Below are 15,754 nucleotides of genomic sequence, written 5' to 3' on the forward strand. Positions count from 1 at the left end.
GCCGCCCCCGGGCGGCGTTTGCGTCGTGCGCCGCCACAAGCCGCGCCCGGCCGCCGCATCAGCCCAGTCTAGACAGCGCACGCGAACCGGCCGCTTTCCAGTTTTGATTCCCGTCCCCCAGGCCCGATGGGCCAACCCAGGAACCGTGTTGTCGTGAAACCGATTCAGAAGTCGAACAAGCTGCAAAACGTCTGCTACGACATTCGTGGCCCGGTGCTCGAGCACGCGAAGCGTCTCGAGGATGAAGGCCACCGGATCATCAAGCTGAACATCGGCAATCTGGCGCCGTTCGGTTTCGATGCGCCGGACGAGATCATCCAGGACATGATCCGCAACCTGCCGGCCTCGTCCGGCTATTCGGACTCGAAGGGCGTGTTCTCGGCGCGCAAGGCGGTGATGCACTACACGCAGCAAAAGGGCGTGCACGGCGTCGAGCTGGACGACATCTACATCGGCAACGGCGCATCCGAGCTGATCGTGATGGCGACCCAGGCGCTGCTGAACGACGGCGACGAGGTGCTCCTGCCCGCGCCCGACTATCCGCTGTGGACGGCTGCCGTCAGCCTGTCCGGCGGCACGCCGGTGCATTACGTCTGCGACGAGCAGAGCGCGTGGATGCCGGATCTCGACGACATCCGCCGCAAGATCACGCCGAACACCAAGGCGATCGTCGTGATCAACCCGAACAACCCGACCGGCGCGCTTTATTCAGACGAATTGCTGCTCGAGCTGATCGAGATCGCGCGCCAGCACGGCCTCATCGTGTTCGCGGACGAGGTCTACGACAAGATCGTCTACGACGGTAAGACGCACACGGCGATGGGCGCGCTGTCGGAGGACGTGATCACGGTCACGTTCAACAGCCTGTCGAAGAGCTACCGCGCGTGCGGCTACCGCGCGGGCTGGATGTCGGTGTCGGGCCTCGGCGGCGGGAACCGCGGCCGCGCGAAGGACTACCTCGAGGGGCTCGGGATCCTGTCGTCGATGCGCCTGTGCGCGAACGTGCCGGGGCAGTTCGCGATCCAGACGGCGCTCGGCGGCTACCAGAGCATCAACGAGCTGATCGTGCCGTCGGGCCGCCTCTACAAGCAGCGCGAGCTCGCGTACGACATGCTCACGTCGATCCCCGGCGTGTCGTGCGTGAAGCCGGACGCGGCGCTCTACATGTTTCCCCGGCTTGACCCGAAGCTCTACCCGATCGAGAACGATCAGCAGTTCATTCTCGACCTGCTGCTCAAGGAGCGGGTGCTGCTCGTGCAGGGCACGGGCTTCAACTGGCCGACGCCGGATCACTTCCGCGTCGTCTTCCTGCCGAACCTCGACGACCTGGCCGATTCGATCAACCGGATCGCGCGCTTCCTCGACGGGTACCGCAAGCGGCACTCGGTCTGAACAGGGCGTCTTCGCTCGGGCATATTCACTTTAATCTATCGATCACACGCAGCATGGAACCGATCAAAGTTGGCCTGTTGGGCTTCGGCACGGTGGGCAGCGGCACCTTCACGGTGCTGCGCCGCAATCAGGAAGAAATCAAGCGCCGCGCAGGACGCGGCATCGAGATCGCGCGCATCGCGGTGCGCAACCCGGCCAAGGCGCAAGCGGCGCTGGGCGGCGACGCCGGCAGCGTCGGGATCACCGACGACTTCAACGCGGTCGTCGACGACCCGTCGATCTCGATCATCGCCGAGATGATCGGCGGCACCGGCATCGCGCGCGACCTGGTGCTGCGCGCGATCTCGAACGGCAAGCACGTCGTGACCGCCAACAAGGCGCTGCTCGCGGTGCACGGCACCGAGATCTTCGAGGCCGCGCGCGAGAAGGGCGTGATGGTCGCGTTCGAGGCGGCCGTCGCGGGCGGGATTCCGATCATCAAGGCGCTGCGCGAAGGCCTGACCGCGAACCGCATCCAGTACATCGCCGGCATCATCAACGGCACGACCAACTACATCCTGTCGGAAATGCGCGACCGCGGCCTCGACTTCGCGACGGCGCTGAAGGCCGCGCAGGCGCTCGGCTACGCGGAAGCCGATCCGACCTTCGACATCGAAGGCGTCGACGCCGCGCACAAGGCGACGATCATGAGCGCGATCGCGTTCGGTGTGCCGGTGCAGTTCGACCGCGCGTACGTCGAGGGTATCAGCAAGCTCGACGCGACCGACATCCGCTACGCGGAAGCGCTCGGCTACCGGATCAAGCTGCTCGGCATCACGCGGCGCACCGAGCGCGGCATCGAGCTGCGCGTGCATCCGACGCTGATCCCCGAGAAGCGCCTGCTCGCGAACGTCGAGGGCGCGATGAACGCGGTCGTCGTGCACGGCGACGCCGTCGGCACGACGCTGTATTACGGCAAGGGCGCGGGCGCGGAGCCGACCGCGTCGGCCGTGGTCGCCGACCTCGTCGACGTCACGCGCCTGGAGACGGCCGATCCGGAGCATCGCGTGCCGCACCTCGCGTTCCAGCCGGACAGCCTGTCGAACACGCCGATCCTGCCGATCGACGAAGTCACGAGCGGCTACTACCTGCGCCTGCGCGTCGCCGACGAGACCGGCGTGCTCGCCGACATCACGCGCATCCTCGCCGATTCGGGCATCTCGATCGACGCGCTGCTGCAGAAGGAGTCGGAGGAAGTCGACGCCGCGAACGGCGAGACCGACATCATCCTGATCACGCACGAGACGCTCGAGAAGAACGTCAATGCGGCGATCGCCCGCATCGAGTCGCTCGCGACGGTCGTCTCGAAGGTGACGAAGCTGCGCATGGAAGCGCTGAACTGAGGGACGACATGAACTACATTTCCACGCGCGGCGCCGGCATCGGCGAGCACCACACGTTCTCCGACATCCTGCTCGGCGGCCTCGCGAAGGACGGCGGGCTGTACCTGCCGTCCGAATATCCGCAGGTCACCGCCGACGAGCTGGCGCGCTGGCGCACGCTGCCGTACGCGGATCTCGCGTTCGAGATCCTGTCGAAGTTCTGCGACGACGTCCCGGCCGACGACCTGCGCGCGATCACGCGCCGCACCTACACGGCGGACGTCTACCGCAACACCCGCCACGGCGAGAACGCGGCCGACATCACGCCGCTCAAGCCGCTCGGCACCGAGGGCGGCGCGCCGCTCGCGCTGCTCGAGCTGTCGAACGGCCCGACGCTCGCGTTCAAGGACATGGCGATGCAGCTGCTCGGCAACCTGTTCGAGTACACGCTCGCGAAGCATGGCGAGACGCTGAACATCCTCGGCGCGACGTCGGGCGACACCGGCTCCGCCGCCGAGTACGCGATGCGCGGCAAGGCCGGCGTGCGCGTGTTCATGCTGTCGCCGAACAAGAAGATGAGCGCGTTCCAGACCGCGCAGATGTACAGCCTGCAGGACCCGAACATCTTCAACCTCGCGGTCGAGGGCGTGTTCGACGACTGCCAGGACATCGTCAAGGCGGTGTCGAACGATCACGCGTTCAAGGCGCGTCACAAGATCGGCACGGTCAATTCGATCAACTGGGCGCGTGTGGTCGCGCAGGTCGTCTACTACTTCAAGGGCTACTTCGCGGCGACGACGCGCAACGACGAGCGCGTGTCGTTCACGGTGCCGTCGGGCAACTTCGGCAATGTCTGCGCCGGCCACATCGCGCGCATGATGGGCCTGCCGATCGAGAAGCTCGTCGTGGCCACCAACGAGAACGACGTGCTCGACGAGTTCTTCCGCACCGGCGCGTACCGCGTGCGCAGCGCCGAGCAGACGTATCACACGAGCAGCCCGAGCATGGACATCTCGAAGGCGTCGAACTTCGAGCGCTTCGTGTTCGACCTGCTCGGCCGCGATCCGGCGCGCGTCGTGCAGCTGTTCCGCGACGTCGAGGAGAAGGGCGGCTTCGATCTCGCGGCGAGCGGCGATTTCGCGCGCGTCAGCGAGTTCGGCTTCGTGTCCGGCCGCAGCAGCCACGCAGACCGCCTCGCGACGATCCGCGACGTGCATGCGCGCTACGGCGCGATGATCGACACCCACACGGCCGACGGCGTGAAGGTCGCGCGCGAGCATCTGGAAGCGGGCGTGCCGATGATCGTGCTCGAGACCGCGCAGCCGATCAAGTTCGGCGAGACGATTCGCGAGGCGCTGGATCGCGAGGCGGAGCGGCCCGCCGCGTTCGACGGGCTCGAGGCGCTGCCGCAGCGTTTCGAGGTCTTGAAGGCCGACGCGCAGCAGGTGAAGGATTTCATCGCCGCTCGTACCGGGGCGTGATTCGCAGCCGGGCCGCGCGCCCGGCGCCGCGTCGCGGCCGGGGAGCCGATTCGTGTCTCGAATCGGCTCCCCGGCCGTTTTTCTTTTCCTGGCGGTCGCACGCATGCGTGCCGCGCCCGCCCTCACGTGCCACGCACGCCCGCGCGCGTCAGCCGGCGCGGGCCGACGCGCCCGATCGCCGGTCCGGCCGCTGCCGCACGCCGCACACCCGTGCGGAGGCGTCGCTACAATGACGTATCTGCTTCTTACCGATTCAGCCGATGTCGAATCCGAATTCCGCGGCGCCGCGCGCGCCGCTGCTGTCGACCGCCGAAGCGCTCGCCGCGCTGCTCGCCGCCGCGACGCCGCCTGACGGCGCCGAAAGCGTCGCGACCCTTGATGCGCTCGGGCGCGTGCTGGCGGCCGACGTCGAGTCGCCGCTCGACGTGCCGCCGATGCATACGAGCGCGATGGACGGCTATGCGGTGCGCGTCGCCGATCTGCTGCACGGCGAGCGGCGTCTGCCCGTGTCGCAGCGTATTCCGGCCGGTCATCCGGCCGCGCCGCTCGCGGCGGGCACTGCGGCGCGCATCTTCACCGGCGCACCGGTGCCGGCCGGCGCCGATGCCGTCGTGATGCAGGAGCAGACCGAGCCGGACGGCGACGCGGTCGAGATCCTGCATACGCCGAAGGCCGGCGAATGGATCACCGCGCAGGGCGCCGACATCCGGTGCGGCGCGGTGATCCTGCCCGCCGGCACGCGGCTGACGCCGCAGGCGCTCGGCCTCGCGGCGTCGGTCGGCTGCGCGCAGCTCGCCGTGACGCGGCGCATCAAGGTGGCGGTGTTCTTCACCGGCGACGAGCTGACGATGCCCGGCGAGCCGCTCAAACCCGGCGCGATCTACAACTCGAACCGCTTCACGCTGCGCGGCCTGCTGGAGCGCCTCGGCTGCGACGTGACCGACTACGGCATCGTGCCGGATTCGCTTGCCGCGACCCGCGACACGCTGCGCGACGCGAGCCGCGCGCACGACGTGATCCTCACGAGCGGCGGCGTGTCGGTCGGCGACGAGGATCACGTGAAGCCCGCCGTCGAGGCGGAAGGCCGGCTCGCGCTGTGGCAGATCGCGATGAAGCCTGGCAAGCCGCTCGCGTTCGGCGCGATCCGGCGTGCCGACGGGCGCGGGGACGCGCACTTCATCGGCCTGCCGGGCAATCCGGTGTCGAGCTTCGTCACGTTTCTGCTGTTCGTGCGGCCGTTCCTGCTGCGCCTGTCGGGCGTGCGCGACGTCGCGCCGCGCGCGCTGTCGCTGCGCGCCGACTTCACGCAAGGCAAGGCCGACCGGCGCAACGAGTTCCTGCGCGCGCGCGTCAATGCGGCGGGCGGCCTCGACCTGTTCCCGAACCAGAGCTCGGCGGTGCTGACCTCGACGGTGTGGGGCGACGGCCTGATCGACAACCCGCCGCAGCATGCGATCAGTGCGGGCGAGACCGTCCGCTTCCTGCCATTTTCCGAGCTGCTCGCCTAACGCGGCGGCGATCCGAGATGAACATTCAGCTGAGATTCTTTGCGAGCGTGCGCGAGGCGCTGGGCGTCGCGCAGGAGCAGGCCGACGTGCCGGACGGCGTCGCGACCGTCGGCGACGTGCGCGCGTGGCTGCGCACGCGCGGCGGCGCGTGGGCCGACGCGCTCGCCGAGGGGCGCGCGCTGCGCATGGCCTGCAACCACGAGATGACCGATGCCGCGACGCGGATCACCGACGGCTGCGAGGTCGCGTTTTTTCCGCCCGTCACGGGCGGTTGAGCTTTGCATGAGACCAGAGTAGGCGCTGAAGCGCCAACTCTGGTCGACAGCTTTGATGAGGAGACGAACGATGGCGACAGTACGCGTGCAGGCCGGGGATTTCGACCTGAATGCCGAAGTTAGCGCGCTGCGCGCGCGCAATCCGAAGATCGGTGCGGTCGCGTGCTTCGTCGGCACCGTGCGTGACCTGAACGACGGCGAAACGGTCGCCGCGATGGAGCTCGAGCACTATCCGGGCATGACGGAGAAGGCGCTCGAACGGATCGCCGCCGACGCCTGCCGGCGCTGGCCGGGGATCGACGTCACGATCGTGCACCGCGTCGGCAAGCTGTATCCGCTCGACCAGATCGTGCTGGTCGCGACGGTCGCCGCGCATCGGGGCGACGCGTTCGCGTCGTGCGAATTCGTGATGGACTACCTGAAGACCCAGGCGCCGTTCTGGAAGAAGGAAGCCACGGCGGACGGCGAGCGCTGGGTGGACGCGCGCAGCGCCGACGACGCCGCGCTGGCGCGCTGGGGCGTCGAGTCGGGCAACGCGCGACGCTGAGCGGGCGCGGCCCGGGCGGTCACGCGTCGTCGGTGCCGCGGCCGAGGATCTTCGCCGGAAACGGTTCGCCGCGTGCGCGCGCCGGCGGATGCGCGGGATCGTCGCCGGCGTCGCGGCGGCGCGGCGCGACGGCATCGAGCAGCGCCTGCTGCTCGGGCGGAATCTGGTAATCCCAGCCGAACCGGCTCAGCTGCAGGCTCTGCGCGATCCTGAGCGCCGGCTCCATGAAGCGGATCGCGGCCGCCGGCTCGTAGCGCGCCTCGACCGTCTTCAGGAACAGCGACAGCCAGCGGCTGAAGTGCGCGGGCTCGAGGCCGTCGAGCGGCTGATGGGCCTGCTGCACATTGCCGCGGTAGCCTTTCGTGCCGAGCACGAGACTGGACCAGAACGTCACCATTTTCGGCAGATGATCGTCCCAGCGGCCGGCGAGCCGGGTGTCGAACACCGGGCCGAGCATCGGGTCGGCGCGCACGCGGTCGTAGAACGCGTAGACGAGATCGCGGATATTGTCTTCGGTCGGAACCGGGTCGCGGGGCCGGGCCGGCGCAGTGTCCGGCAGGGGCGGTGTGGCGGTCATGGCAAATGGGGCCGGGCGGCAGGCGGGACGTGAGCGGGATTTTGCCGCACAATAGCGGCCAGCCAACCCAACAAGAAGTGCTGGTGAACCGCATCTTATTGCGCGTGCGCTGCCGCGGCAACCGTCCGGATGCCGCAGCCGGCTCGCGCGGACCCCTGTTATCGGGGCGCCATCACGTCCGACTGCTTTCGACATGAGACTGACCGACTACACCGACTACTCGCTGAGAGTCATGCTGTTCCTCGCCGTGCGCGGCGAGGGGCTGGCGACGATCCAGGAGATCTCGGATGCCTACGGCATCTCGAAGAACCATTTGATGAAGGTCGTGCAGCGGCTCGGCGAACTCGGATGGGTCGAAACCGTCCGCGGGCGCAACGGCGGCCTGCGCCTGTTTCCGCACTCGACGCAGCTCACGGTCGGCCAGGTCGTGCGCGCGACCGAAAACGATTTCGCGCTCGTCGGTTGCTTCGGGGCCGGCGATCCGCATCGGAATTGCGTCATTCTGCCGCACTGCGGGCTGAAGGGCGTGTTCGCCTCCGCGCGCGATGCGTTCTTCGCCGAGCTCGACCGGCATACGCTCGGCGAGCTCGCGCAGCCCGCGCCGCAGATCGCCGCGCTGCTCGGCATCAAGCCGGTCGTGTTCGTGCGCAACGATGCATCCGGCGAGCCGTCCGCGCTCGCCGACTGACCCCCGCGCCGCCGGCGGGCAGACGCCCGCCGCGCGCACATTCGCGGCACCCCGAAAGTCTTTGCGTTGAATCAACAGGTATCCCGCTTGAAAGCCGCATAAGTATCCTCACTTTGGTGTTATTCGAAAATTGGAGTCTCTTCATGAGAATCGACAAACTCACCACCAAGTTTCAAGAGGCACTGGCGGATGCGCAAAGCCTGGCGGCGGGGCGCGACAATCAATACATCGAGCCCGTTCACGTGCTGGCCGCGCTGGTCGCGCAGCAGGACGGCTCGGCGCGCTCGCTGATGTCGCGTGCGGGCGTTCATGTGCAGGCGCTGCAAGGCGCGCTGGGCGAAGCGATCGCGCGCCTGCCGCAGGTCACGGGCACGGGCGGCGACATTCAGATCGGCCGCGAGCTGGCCGGCCTGCTGAACCAGGCGGACAAGGAAGCGCAGAAGCTCAACGACACGTTCATCGCGAGCGAGATGTTCCTGCTCGCCGTCGCCGACGACAAGGGCGAGGCCGGCCGCCTCGCGCGCCAGCACGGGCTGACCCGCAAGTCGCTCGAGACCGCGATCGCCGCGGTGCGCGGCGGCTCGCAGGTGCACAGCCAGGATGCCGAAAGCCAGCGCGAGGCGCTGAAGAAATACACGGTCGACCTGACCGAGCGCGCGCGTGCCGGCAAGCTCGATCCGGTGATCGGCCGTGACGACGAGATCCGCCGCTCGATCCAGATCCTGCAGCGCCGCACCAAGAACAACCCGGTGCTGATCGGCGAGCCGGGCGTCGGCAAGACCGCGATCGTCGAAGGCCTTGCGCAGCGCATCGTCAACGGCGAGGTGCCGGAGACGCTGAAGAACAAGCGCGTGCTGTCGCTCGACATGGCGGCGCTGCTCGCCGGCGCGAAGTATCGCGGCGAATTCGAGGAGCGCCTGAAGTCGGTGCTCAACGACATCGCGAAGGACGAGGGCCGCACGATCGTCTTCATCGACGAGATCCACACGATGGTCGGCGCGGGCAAGGCCGAGGGCGCGATGGATGCGGGCAACATGCTGAAGCCGGCGCTGTCGCGCGGCGAGCTGCACTGCATCGGCGCGACGACGCTCGACGAATACCGCAAGTACATCGAGAAGGATGCCGCGCTCGAGCGCCGCTTCCAGAAGGTGCTGGTCGACGAGCCGAGCGTCGAGGCGACGATCGCGATCCTGCGCGGCCTGCAGGAGAAGTACGAGCTGCACCACGGCGTGGACATCACCGACCCGGCGATCGTCGCCGCGGCCGAGCTGTCGCATCGCTACATTACCGACCGCTTCCTGCCGGACAAGGCGATCGACCTGATCGACGAGGCCGCATCGAAGATCAAGATGGAAATCGACTCGAAGCCCGAGGTGATGGACAAGCTGGACCGCCGGCTGATCCAGCTGAAGATCGAGCGCGAGGCGGTGAAGAAGGAGCAGGACGAGGCGTCGCAAAAGCGCCTGCAGCTGATCGAGGAAGAGATCGAGAAGCTCGGCCGCGAATACGAGGGTCTCGAAGAGATCTGGAAGTCGGAAAAGGCCGCCGTGCAGGGCAGCGCGCAGATCAAGGAAGACATCGAGAAGGTGCGTGCCGACATCTCGCGCCTGCAGCGCGAGGGCAAGCTCGAGAAGGTCGCCGAGCTGCAGTACGGCAAGCTGCCGCAGCTCGAGGCGCGGCTCAAGCAGGTCACGCAGGCCGAAGAGGCCGAACAGCAAAGCCCGACGCGCCCGCGCCTGTTGCGCACGCAGGTCGGCGCGGAGGAAATCGCGGAAGTCGTGTCGCGCGCGACGGGCATCCCCGTGTCGCGGATGATGCAGGGCGAGCGCGAGAAGCTGCTGCACATCGAGGAGAAGCTGCACGAGCGCGTGGTCGGCCAGAACGAGGCGATCGACGCGGTCGCCGATGCGATCCGCCGTTCGCGCGCGGGCCTCGCGGACCCGAACCGGCCGTACGGCTCGTTCCTGTTCCTCGGGCCGACGGGCGTCGGCAAGACCGAGCTGTGCAAGGCGCTCGCCGCGTTCCTGTTCGATTCGGAAGAGCATCTGATCCGCATCGACATGAGCGAGTTCATGGAGAAGCACAGCGTCGCGCGGCTGATCGGCGCGCCGCCGGGCTATGTCGGCTACGAGGAAGGCGGCTACCTGACCGAGGCCGTGCGCCGCAAGCCGTACAGCGTGATCCTGCTCGACGAGATCGAGAAGGCGCACCCCGACGTGTTCAACGTGCTGCTGCAGGTGCTCGACGACGGCCGGATGACGGATGGCCAGGGGCGCACCGTGGACTTCAAGAACACGGTGATCGTGATGACGTCGAATCTCGGCTCGCAGGTGATCCAGGCGATGGTCGGCTCGACGCAGGAGGAGATCAAGGACGCGGTGTGGATCGAGGTGAAGCAGCATTTCCGCCCCGAGTTCCTGAACCGGATCGACGACGTCGTCGTGTTCCACTCGCTCGATCGCAGCAACATCCAGTCGATCGCGAAGATCCAGCTCGCAAGTCTGCACCAGCGGCTGGCGAAGCTCGACATGGCGCTCGACGTGTCGGAAGCGGCGCTCGAGCAGATCGGCAAGGTCGGCTACGATCCGCTGTTCGGCGCGCGGCCGCTCAAGCGCGCGATCCAGCAGGAGATCGAGAACCCGGTCGCGAAGCTCATCCTGGCAGGCCGTTTCGGCCCGAAGGACGTGATTCCGGTCGACATTCACGACGGCAAGTTCGTGTTCGAGCGCGTCGTTCACTGAGCGCGTGAAATCGGCCCGGCGCGACGCCGGGCCCTGAAATGCAAACGCCCCGCCAAAAGCGGGGCGTTTGCGCATGGCGGGCGGTGTGGCGCGCTCAGCCTTGCTTGTTGCCGCCGAACAGGCCTGCGAGCTGCGACAGCATGCCGAGCGCGTTCGACGTGTCGATCTGGCCGCCGGCCGGCACTTCGCCGTTCGGCGTCGCGCCGTTGACGACGTGCGGCAGCACCTGCGCGAGGAGGCCCGATGCCTGCTCCGGATCGATGCCGACCTTGCTCGCGAGCGCGCCGACGGCGTCCGAGCCCAGCACGTTCTGCAGCGTCTCGGGGGAAATCGGCTGGTTCTCGCCGGTGCCGATCCACGAACCGATGATCTCGCCGGCGCCGCCGGCGTTGAACTTCTCGACCAGGCCGTTCAGGCCGCCCGGCTGGTTGTTGATGAATTCGAGCGCCGCGGACAGCAGCGCGTTTTGCGAATTGCCGCCGGCTTCGCCGCCCAGCAGACCGCCGACGATATCGAGTAGACCCATGATGCTTCACCTTCTTTAAGCGGCGCCGCCGGTGTGGCGGCGCCTGTTGGACGAAATCGCCCGCACGCCGCGCGTGCGGTGCGCGTCAGGCGCCCGATGCCGCGGCGGCGGAGGCAGCCTTGTCTTTCTTGCCCTTCTTTTTCGCGCTCTTCGCCGCGTTCGCGGACGATGCGCCGGCCGGTGCGCTCGCGGCCACAGCCGGCGCCGATGCCGCTGCCGCGCTTGCAGCCTTGTCCTTCTTCGATGCGTGCTTCGCGCTGGCCGGCTTCGCGGCCGTGGCAGGCGCGCTGGCGGCGGGGGCCGGCGCGGCGGTCGTGGCCGCGCCAGTCGTGGCCGCGGGCGTCGTGCTCGTCGTCGCGGCCGGCTTCGACGCCTTGACGCCCTTCGGCGGCGCGGCCGAGCCGCCGATCGTCAGCCCGGCCGCCTCGAGATTGGCGACCGATTTGGCGCCGAGTCCCTTGACGCGGGTGGCGAGGTCGTCGGCATCCTTGAACGGGCCGTTCTTCGTGCGTTCGTCGATGATCGCCTTCGATTTCACGGGCCCGAGGCCCTTCACGGAATCGAGCGCAGCCTGGTCGGCCGTGTTGACCTCGACTGCCGCGGCGAAGGCCGCGGTCAACGACAGCGATAACGCGACAACCAGCATCAGCAGCTTTTTCAGCATGGTAAAGGCTCCCTGGTTCAAACGGTTGAGTGGCGGTTGAAACGGACGTCGGATCGCGCGCGAGCGCACTTCGTCGTCAAGCATAGGACAAATGCGTGCCCTTTTTAAGACGGTCGTCCGAATGGTGCTGAACCGCGCCGCCGCTGTAAAGAGCGCAGGTGCGGCCGAATGTCCTTTTTGACGTTTGTTGACGGAGTGACGGTGCTGGCGGGTTCGGCTGCCGCCCGGTGCCTGACCGCGCGTTTCGCGACACGCGAGGTGTCCGGGCGGCGCCGGCATCCGGGCGACCGCGCGGCCCGGTACCGACCGCTCCGGGCCGCTCAGACGCGGTGCGGCGCGACGATCCGGTGCTTCGCGATGCGCCGGTACAGCGTCGCGCGCGAGATGCCGAGTGCCTCGGCGGCCGCGTCGGGCCGCCAGCGATGCGCGGTGAGCGCGGCGACGATGCGGCCGCGCTCGTCGTCCGGCGGCTCGCCCGGCAGGCCGGGCGACAACCGCGCGGCGAGGTCGGCGGGCAGGTCGCGCAGCGTGATACGCGCAGACTCGCAGACCGCGCACGCATAGCGCAGCGCGTTGCGCAGCTGCCGGACGTTGCCGGGCCACGCGTACGCGGCGAGCCGGTCCGCGAGCGCGCCGTCGAGCGTGAGCACGTGGCCGGTCGCGTGCGCTTCCTCTGCGAACACCGCGTCGATCACGTCGCGCACGTCCGCGCGCTCGCGCAGCGGCGGCAGCGTGAACACCGCGCCGCTCAGCCGGTAGTACAGATCCTCGCGGAACGCGCCGGCCGCGACCATCTGCGCGAGATCGCGATGGGTCGCGCAGATCACGTCGAGGTCGACGCGCACCGGCGTGTCGCTGCCGAGCGGCACGACCTCGCCGTCCGCGAGCACGCGCAGCAGGCGGGTCTGCAGCGCGAGCGGCATGTCGCCGATCTCGTCGAGAAACAGTGTGCCGCCGTCGGCGAGCGCGATCTTGCCGCGCGCCCCGTGCTTGCGCGCGCCGGTGAATGCGCCCGCCGCGTAGCCGAACAGCTCGCTTTCGATCAGGGCCTCGGGCAGCGCGCCGCAATTGACGGCGACGAACGGCCGCGCGCGCCGCGCGCCCGCGTCGTGGATCGCGCGGGCGAATACTTCCTTGCCGGCGCCCGTCTCGCCGAGCACGAGGATCGGCAGCCGCTTGCTCGCGACGCGCAACGCGAGTTCCGCGTGCTGCGCGATGCGTGGATCGCTGCTGCGCAGGAACGGCGTGAGCGCGCCGACCTGGCGCGCCGTGCCGCCGCCGGGCCGGCGCGACGCGGCGGCGCTCTCGCGCGCCACGCGCCGCAGCGGCGCGCGCAGCCGCGCATGGAGCGGCGCGCCCGTCGCGCGCAGCCGCAGCGGCACGATCGCGTCGCTGCGCGCGGCATCGCGCAGCGGCATGTCGGCCGTGTCGAAGATTTCGTCGATGTGGCGCGGCTCGCGCAGCGCCGGCAGCGCGTCGCGTGCGTGGCGGTTTGCGGCGACGATGTTGCCGCACTCGTCGAATGCGATCAGCCATTCCGGCTGCGCCTCCACGTAGTGACGGCTCGGATGCCCGAACAGCACCCAGTATTGCGCGGTGTGGTGCAGGAAGTAGCCGTCCTCGATCAGCGCGGCGCTTTGCCGGACGAGCTGGTAGACGAGGCACTGGCTGTCGCGGTTGTCGGGCGACTGCACCGCGGACGCGTCAAGCACGCCGATCAGCGCACCGGACGGCGCAAAGATCGGCGCGGCGCTGCAGGTGAGGGTGGTGAATGCCGCGCGAAAGTGATCGGTCTTGTGGACGGTGATCGGCGCGAGGTCGGTCAGCACGCTCGCGACGCCGCACGTGCCTTCTTCGCTTTCCGACCAGCAGGAGCCGATGTGCAGCCCCGCGTGGCGGAAATCGGCGCGGCGCTCGCGGTCGATCCGGTAGTCGATCGTCACGCCGTGCGCGTCGGTCAGCATCACGCAATAGTCGGCAACGCGAATCATGTCGTGCAGCCGCGTCAGGCACTGCCCGGATGCGCGCAGGAATGCCTCCTCCTTGTCGCGCACTTCGCGCAGCTCCGAGGCGGTCAGCACGCGCGGCCCGATCGACGATGCCGGGTCGAGCCGGTAGCGCTCGAACGAGCGTTGCCATGACGACACGAGGCGTGACGACTCGGCGGGCGCCGGCAAGCGCCCGTCGAGCGCGCCTCGCACCCGGTCGGCGTGCTGGGTCTGGGGAACGGCGTAGGGCATGGTCGGCTCCGGCTCCGTGCGCAAGGGATTCGCCGTTTTTGTAGCACATCCGGTTCGCGCAATCACACTGCATTGCAGCATGCGAGACGCGTGAGACGTTCGTCTCACGGGCATCTCGCGCGCATGAGACGTGCGGCGGAGGCCGCGCCGGGACGCGCATGAATGTCCGCCGTGCGGGGCCGGGCCGGTGCGCGTGCGGTCTGGCGCGTGCCGGCCGGCGGCGCGGCGATGCAATGAGTCGCGCCTGTTTTGCATGCCTGATTGAGACGGACGGGGGAATCGCAGGTGCGCGAACTCCGGATCACGGCCGGCTCGCACGGTCGCGGCGCCCGGCGCGCCGCGGTTTGCGGGCGTTCGGCGGCGGGTATGCACAAGATGGCACGCCGCTTGCAGATATGACGGGCAAGCACGGTGCCCCGCGCCGGCGACAACAACAGTCCGCGGCGCGCGACGCCGGCGGACAGGAGACAAGCCCGTGACAACGCCCGTAACCGTCGGCGTGATCGCGAATCCCGCGTCGGGACGCGACATCCGCCGCCTCACGACCCATGCGTCGGTGTTTCCGACCGCCGAGAAGGCGAACATGATCGTGCGCCTCCTGGCCGGGCTCGGCGCGCTCGGCGTCGAGCGGGTGCTGACGCTGCGCGACAAGACGGGCATCGCGACGCTGCTGCTGCGCGCGCTCGACACGCACCGTGTGCTCGCACCGCACGAGCGCTGGCCGGCCGTCGAGTTCATCGATTTGCCGATCGCCGACAGCGTCGCCGACACGCATGCGGGCGCCGCGTGGATGCGCCGCGCGGAAGTCGCGCTGATCGTCGTGCTCGGCGGCGACGGCACGCATCGCGCGGTCGCCGCGCATTGCGGCCGCACGCCGCTCGTCGCGCTGTCGACCGGCACCAACAACGCGTTTCCCGAATACCGTGAGGCGACCGTCGCCGGGCTGGCCGGCGCGCTGGCCGCGACCGGCGCGGTGCCGGCCGACGTCGCGCTGACGCGCAACAAGCGGCTCGTCGTGCGTTGCGTCGCCGGCGCGAACCCCGGCCGCGAGGAGATCGCGCTCGTCGACGTGTGTGCGGCGCGGCAGCGCTTCATCGGCGCGCGCGCGATTTCCGGGCCTGACGACATCGATTCGCTGTTCCTGACCTTCGCCGAGCCGGACGGCATCGGCCTGTCCGCGCTCGGCGGCGCGTGGGCGCCGCTCGAGCGCAGCGCGCCGCACGGCCTCGCGATGCGGTTTGCGTTGCCCGGCGAGGCGGCGGGCACGCCGCTTCTCGCGCCGATCGCGCCGGGCCGGATCGACCGTGTCGTGATGCGCGGCTGCGAGCGGATGGAGCCGGGCATCTGGCGGCCGATCGCGCTCGAGCACGGCACGCTCGCGTTCGACGGGGAGCGCGAGATCGAAGTCGCGCGCGGCGACCGCTACGAAATCGCGCTCGACTGGAACGGACCGCTCACGATCGACGTCGGGCGCACGCTGCGCCACGCGGCGTCGCGACAACTGAGCCGAAACGCCGGGTGATGATGAACGTAACGATATGTAGAACGAATGATATGTCGAGGCAAAAATTCCAGCGGAAAAGGAGGCCGCAGATGAGAGGCAGCGGATGACGGCATCCGGCAACGGGCGATCGCCCGCCGTACCCGGCGGCGAAACGATGCGCGCTCCGGGCGACACACGTCCGGGCGCCGTCGCCAGCTGCGCAGCACGCGTCGACGGCGGCTTCGCGACGCATTGACGGCCACCGTGCCGG

The 15,754-nt window shown here is 69.0% G+C and carries 13 protein-coding genes; 9 read left to right on the forward strand and 4 right to left on the reverse strand.

Annotated features, from left to right (window positions below; genetic code table 11):
* The first annotated feature begins 153 nt into the window (after nucleotides 1–153).
* From LIG30_RS19860 to moaE, 6 genes are all read left to right on the forward strand, one after another.
* Nucleotides 154–1,392, forward strand: coding sequence for a pyridoxal phosphate-dependent aminotransferase (locus LIG30_RS19860; protein WP_038714793.1), 1,239 nt, complete (start codon nucleotides 154–156; stop codon nucleotides 1,390–1,392).
* Between the two features lie 53 nt (nucleotides 1,393–1,445).
* Nucleotides 1,446–2,774 carry a homoserine dehydrogenase gene (locus tag LIG30_RS19865; protein WP_038714745.1) on the forward strand — a complete coding sequence of 443 codons (1,329 nt, stop codon included), beginning with the start codon at nucleotides 1,446–1,448 and terminating at the stop codon, nucleotides 2,772–2,774.
* An 8-nt stretch (nucleotides 2,775–2,782) separates the two neighbouring features.
* Nucleotides 2,783–4,234, forward strand: a complete 1,452-nt coding sequence (gene thrC / locus LIG30_RS19870) for a threonine synthase (protein ID WP_038714746.1) — start codon at nucleotides 2,783–2,785, stop codon at nucleotides 4,232–4,234.
* A gap of 260 nt (nucleotides 4,235–4,494) precedes the next feature.
* The gene (locus LIG30_RS19875; RefSeq protein ID WP_038714747.1) at nucleotides 4,495–5,742 is read left to right on the forward strand and encodes a molybdopterin molybdotransferase MoeA; all 1,248 of its coding nucleotides are present in this window, start codon (nucleotides 4,495–4,497) and stop codon (nucleotides 5,740–5,742) included.
* A gap of 17 nt (nucleotides 5,743–5,759) precedes the next feature.
* On the forward strand, nucleotides 5,760–6,017 hold the full coding sequence (gene moaD / locus LIG30_RS19880) for a molybdopterin converting factor subunit 1 (RefSeq protein ID WP_038714749.1): 258 nt from the start codon (nucleotides 5,760–5,762) through the stop codon (nucleotides 6,015–6,017).
* Between the two features lie 70 nt (nucleotides 6,018–6,087).
* A complete protein-coding gene (gene moaE, locus LIG30_RS19885; protein ID WP_038714752.1) occupies nucleotides 6,088–6,564 on the forward strand; it encodes a molybdopterin synthase catalytic subunit MoaE in 477 nt (158 codons plus the stop codon).
* A 19-nt stretch (nucleotides 6,565–6,583) separates the two neighbouring features.
* On the opposite strand, the gene LIG30_RS19890 is transcribed toward moaE, so the two are convergent.
* Nucleotides 6,584–7,141, reverse strand: a complete 558-nt coding sequence (locus LIG30_RS19890; protein WP_038714754.1) for a group III truncated hemoglobin — start codon at nucleotides 7,139–7,141, stop codon at nucleotides 6,584–6,586.
* A 193-nt stretch (nucleotides 7,142–7,334) separates the two neighbouring features.
* On the opposite strand from LIG30_RS19890, the gene LIG30_RS19895 reads away from it, so the two are divergent.
* Together LIG30_RS19895 and clpB are read left to right on the forward strand one after the other, a co-directional pair.
* Nucleotides 7,335–7,829 carry an RrF2 family transcriptional regulator gene (locus LIG30_RS19895; RefSeq protein WP_038714755.1) on the forward strand — a complete coding sequence of 165 codons (495 nt, stop codon included), beginning with the start codon at nucleotides 7,335–7,337 and terminating at the stop codon, nucleotides 7,827–7,829.
* A gap of 143 nt (nucleotides 7,830–7,972) precedes the next feature.
* The gene (gene clpB / locus LIG30_RS19900) at nucleotides 7,973–10,570 is read left to right on the forward strand and encodes an ATP-dependent chaperone ClpB (protein WP_038714757.1); all 2,598 of its coding nucleotides are present in this window, start codon (nucleotides 7,973–7,975) and stop codon (nucleotides 10,568–10,570) included.
* 94 nt (nucleotides 10,571–10,664) lie between these two features.
* On the opposite strand, the gene LIG30_RS19905 is transcribed toward clpB, so the two are convergent.
* The 3 genes from LIG30_RS19905 to LIG30_RS19915 all read right to left on the reverse strand — a co-directional run bounded on the left by LIG30_RS19905 (nucleotide 10,665) and on the right by LIG30_RS19915 (nucleotide 14,000).
* Nucleotides 10,665–11,096, reverse strand: a complete 432-nt coding sequence (locus LIG30_RS19905) for a YidB family protein (protein WP_038714759.1) — start codon at nucleotides 11,094–11,096, stop codon at nucleotides 10,665–10,667.
* Between the two features lie 85 nt (nucleotides 11,097–11,181).
* Nucleotides 11,182–11,760 carry a ComEA family DNA-binding protein gene (locus LIG30_RS19910; protein ID WP_038714761.1) on the reverse strand — a complete coding sequence of 193 codons (579 nt, stop codon included), beginning with the start codon at nucleotides 11,758–11,760 and terminating at the stop codon, nucleotides 11,182–11,184.
* A gap of 320 nt (nucleotides 11,761–12,080) precedes the next feature.
* Nucleotides 12,081–14,000, reverse strand: a complete 1,920-nt coding sequence (locus LIG30_RS19915; RefSeq protein WP_038714762.1) for a sigma-54-dependent Fis family transcriptional regulator — start codon at nucleotides 13,998–14,000, stop codon at nucleotides 12,081–12,083.
* Between the two features lie 475 nt (nucleotides 14,001–14,475).
* Here LIG30_RS19915 and LIG30_RS19920 point away from each other — a divergent pair, with 475 nt between their 5' ends.
* Nucleotides 14,476–15,522: an ATP-NAD kinase family protein gene (locus LIG30_RS19920; protein WP_038714763.1), complete on the forward strand. Its 1,047-nt coding sequence runs from the start codon at nucleotides 14,476–14,478 to the stop codon at nucleotides 15,520–15,522.
* Nucleotides 15,523–15,754: the final 232 nt, after the last annotated feature.

The organism is Burkholderia sp. lig30 (assembly GCF_000687455.2).
Lineage (GTDB): Bacteria > Pseudomonadota > Gammaproteobacteria > Burkholderiales > Burkholderiaceae > Burkholderia.